This window comes from Salipiger sp., assembly GCF_059781815.1.
The window spans coordinates 1-3,467 of sequence record NZ_JBYNAH010000336.1 but is presented as its reverse complement, the minus strand read 5'-3'; the positions used below and the strand labels follow the sequence as shown (position 1 = coordinate 3,467).

5 protein-coding genes are annotated in these 3,467 nt (G+C 67.2%); 4 read left to right on the top strand and 1 reads right to left on the bottom strand.

The features are described 5' to 3' along the window. Positions 1-157: 157 nt before the first annotated feature. Positions 158-898, top strand: coding sequence for a YebC/PmpR family DNA-binding transcriptional regulator (locus AC6RA4_RS24190; RefSeq protein ID WP_222604201.1), 741 nt, complete (start codon positions 158-160; stop codon positions 896-898). 77 nt (positions 899-975) lie between these two features. Here AC6RA4_RS24190 and AC6RA4_RS24185 read toward each other — a convergent pair whose 3' ends face one another. Continuing rightward, on the bottom strand, positions 976-1,314 hold the full coding sequence (locus AC6RA4_RS24185) for a hypothetical protein (RefSeq protein ID WP_500164672.1): 339 nt from the start codon (positions 1,312-1,314) through the stop codon (positions 976-978). A gap of 295 nt (positions 1,315-1,609) precedes the next feature. Between AC6RA4_RS24185 and AC6RA4_RS24180 the strand changes: the two genes are divergently transcribed. Genes AC6RA4_RS24180 through AC6RA4_RS24170 form a run of 3 tightly spaced genes read left to right on the top strand, consistent with a single transcriptional unit; the run spans position 1,610 to position 3,386 of the window. Then, positions 1,610-2,350 carry an alpha/beta fold hydrolase gene (locus tag AC6RA4_RS24180; protein WP_500164670.1) on the top strand — a complete coding sequence of 247 codons (741 nt, stop codon included), beginning with the start codon at positions 1,610-1,612 and terminating at the stop codon, positions 2,348-2,350. After that, positions 2,347-2,943, top strand: coding sequence for a histidine phosphatase family protein (locus tag AC6RA4_RS24175; protein WP_500164668.1), 597 nt, complete (start codon positions 2,347-2,349; stop codon positions 2,941-2,943). Before AC6RA4_RS24180 ends, AC6RA4_RS24175 begins: the two co-directional genes overlap by 4 nt. Before the next feature lie 5 nt (positions 2,944-2,948). Beyond that, complete coding sequence (locus tag AC6RA4_RS24170; RefSeq protein WP_500164666.1) at positions 2,949-3,386, top strand: VOC family protein; 438 nt, start codon at positions 2,949-2,951, stop codon at positions 3,384-3,386. The last annotated feature ends 81 nt before the right edge of the window (positions 3,387-3,467 follow it).

Here is a 3,467-nt window from a genome sequence, read left to right as displayed (position 1 = left end):
GGGCGCGGCGCTCCTGTCTTCTCTTCGTCAAAAATACTCCCGCCGGAGGCGTCCGCCCGCGACGCAGGCGCCGTGGCTGGGCTTGCGGGGGCGGGGGCTGCTGGGCTATAGCGCTGGGCGAAGTTTCAACACCACGTTTACAAGGCAAGGGGCATCCATGGCCGGCCATTCCAAATGGGCAAACATCCAGCACCGCAAGGGCCGTCAGGACGCGGTGCGCGCTAAGCTGTTTTCGAAATTCTCCAAGGAGATCACCGTCGCCGCCAAGATGGGCGACCCCGATCCCGACAAGAACCCGCGTCTGCGGCTCGCGATCAAGGAAGCCAAGTCGCAGTCCATGCCCAAGGACAACATCGAGCGCGCCATCAAGAAGGCATCCGGCGGCGAGGGCGATGATTACGAGGAAATCCGCTACGAGGGCTACGGCCCGAATGGCGTCGCGGTGATCGTCGAGGCGATGACCGACAACCGCAACCGGACCGCCTCGAACGTGCGCTCGACCTTCACCAAGAACGGCGGCAACCTCGGCGAGACCGGCTCGGTGGCCTTCATGTTCGAGCGCAAGGGCGAGATCGTCTACCCCGCCGATGCCGGCGATGCCGACACGGTGATGATGGCGGCGATCGAGGCCGGCGCCGAAGATGTCGAGAGCTCGGAGGAGGGGCACGTGATCTACTGCGCCGACACCGATCTCAACGAGGTCGCCACCGGGCTCGAGGCCGAGCTGGGCGAGTCGGAGAGCACCAAGCTGATCTGGAAGCCCACGACCACCACCGAGCTCGATCTCGACTCGATGCAGTCGCTGATGAAGCTGGTGGACGCGCTCGAGGATGACGACGACGTGCAGCGCGTCACCACCAATTTCGAGGCCTCCGACGAGGTCATGGCGCAGCTCTGAGCCGCGACGGCCTGACATGAGAAAGGCCCGGGAGGTTCCGCCTCCCGGGCCTTCGTTTTTTTAGCGCCCAGGCTGGCTCAGTTCATCGCCAGCTGGCTGTGCAGCGCCTCGCCGGTGATGGTGACGGCGCCGGCCTCGCGGGCGAAGCTCCAGGTGGCGCCTCTCTGGCCGGGCAGGCCGAAGACCACGCGGTCGCCGTTGGTCAGGCGCATGCGCAGCGGCTGCGGGGCGGCGGTGCCGTTGGTGTAGTAGGCGACGAGTTCGGCCGCATCGCCATCCTCGACCCAGTAGGCCGAGAGATCGGTGCCGGCGGCGTGCACGGTGCCGCCCGCGAGCGGGGTGGCAAGGGTCAGGGTGTCGGCAAGCGTGGCTGCGGGGGCGGCGGCGATCAGTGCCGCGAGGGTAAGGGCTTTCATCTGCGATCCTTCGGATAGGGGAGGTGCCGCGGGGAGGGCGGCATGAATTCTGCAGTGCAGCATTTCATCTGCGGGCGGCGCTGGAAATGCTCAATCCGGAATGGCAGATATGCATTGAAATCAAGGCCTTGCCGTATGCGATGGTCGACCGTGGCGCACCGATATCGGCAAGGCTCTGGCGGCAAACGGAAAATTCGTATCGCCCTGAGACCGGCGCGATGCGGCGCGAAACCCGGTTGCATCGCGGCGCGCGGCGAGGTCACAGTCGGCGCAATCACGCATGGAGGTGACGAACATGGCTGAGACCGCCTATCTCGACGGGCCGAACGCCCGGCTGGCCTATGCCCACACGCCCGGAGAGGGGCCGACCGTGGTCTTCCTGTCGGGCTACAAGTCGGACATGGAAGGCACCAAGGCGGTGCATCTCGAGGCCTGGGCCGAGGCCCGCGGCCGCGCCTTCCTGCGGCTTGACTATTCCGGACACGGGCAGTCTGGCGGGGTCTTCGAGGAGGGCTGCATCGGCGACTGGGCGCAGGACGCGCAGGCGGTGATCGAGGCGGTGACCGAGGGGCCGCTGGTGCTGGTGGGCTCGTCGATGGGCGGCTGGATCGGTTGCCTGCTCGCCAAGCGGCTGTCCTCGCGGCTCAAGGGTTTTGTCGGCATCGCCGCGGCGCCGGATTTCACCGAGGATGGGTTCTGGGCGGGCTTCTCCGAGGAAGAGCGGACCAAGGTGATGACCGAAGGGGTGACCTATCTGCCCTCGGCCTACGGCGATCCCTACGCGGTGACGAAGCGACTGATCGAGGACGGGCGGGAGAACCTCGTGCTGCGCGAGGCCCTGCCGATGGCGGTGCCGGTGCGGCTGATGCAGGGCACCGAGGACGAGGCGGTGACGCGCGAGACCGCGCTGCGGCTGCTCGACCATATCGACGGGGGCGACGTGCGGCTGAGCTTCGTGAAGGGCGCCGATCATCGCTTCTCCGAGCCGGAGAACCTCGCCATGATCGAGGCGGCGATCGTGGAGGTCGGCGGGTGAGGCAGCTCTACTATGTCTCGCATGCCGAGGTCGAGATCGACCCCAAAGTGCCGGTGCCGGACTGGCACCTGTCGCGCAAGGGCCGGGCGCGGCACGCGAATTTCGCCGAGCGCTGCGCCGGGGTGACCTCGATCTATTGCAGCAACGAGCGCAAGGCGCGCGAGGGGGCAGAACTCATGGCCGGGCTGCTCGAGCTTGACGTGCAGGTGATCGATGCGCTGCACGAGAACGACCGCTCGGCCACCGGCTACCTGCCGGCGGAGGCGTTCGAGCGCATGGCAGATGCGTTCTTTGCCCGCCCCGAGGAGAGCGTCGAGGGCTGGGAACGCGCGGTAGACGCGCAGGCGCGGGTGCTGAAGGCGCTGCGGCGGTTGGTGGCGCAGGATGACCGGCCGGGCAATATCGCGGTGATCGGTCATGGCGGGGTGGGGGCCCTCTTGCGGGCGCATCTGCTGAAAGAGCCCATCGCGCGCAGTCACGATCAGCCGGCGGGCGGCGGCAATGTCTTGCGGGTGGCGCTGCCGGACTGGCGGCTGCTCGAGGGCTGGGTGCCGATGGAACGGTTCAGCCGCGACCGGGAATTCGAGGAGTAGGGCTTATGCAGCAACGGATCAGTCTCATCACGCTGGGGGTGCGCGACATGGCGCGCGAAGCGGCGTTCTACGATGCGCTTGGATGGCAGCGCGCCAACGGGCCCGAAGGGGTCATCGCCTATGACCTGCTGGGGCAGACGCTGGGGCTGTTCGGGCTCGAGGATCTCGCCAAGGATATCGGTGTACCGGTGGAGGCGCTGGGCCACGGGGCGCTGACGCTGGCGCATAACCTAGACAGCCGCGAGGAGGTCGACGCTCTGTTGGCCCGCGCCGAGGCGGCGGGGGCGAAGATCCTGAAGCCGGGGCAGGAGGTGTTCTGGGGCGGCTATCATGGCTATTTCGCCGATCCCGAGGGCCATGTCTGGGAGATCGCGCACAACCCGTTCTCGCCTTTGCGTACCGGGGACAGGGCGTTTCGCTGGGCGGGGTACGGCGAGGGGTGAAGTTCTGAGCCACGCCGTTCGAGGCTCTTCAGATGGGTGACCGTTGCCTTGGCGTGGCTCGCGCGCTGATTGGATCTTCAG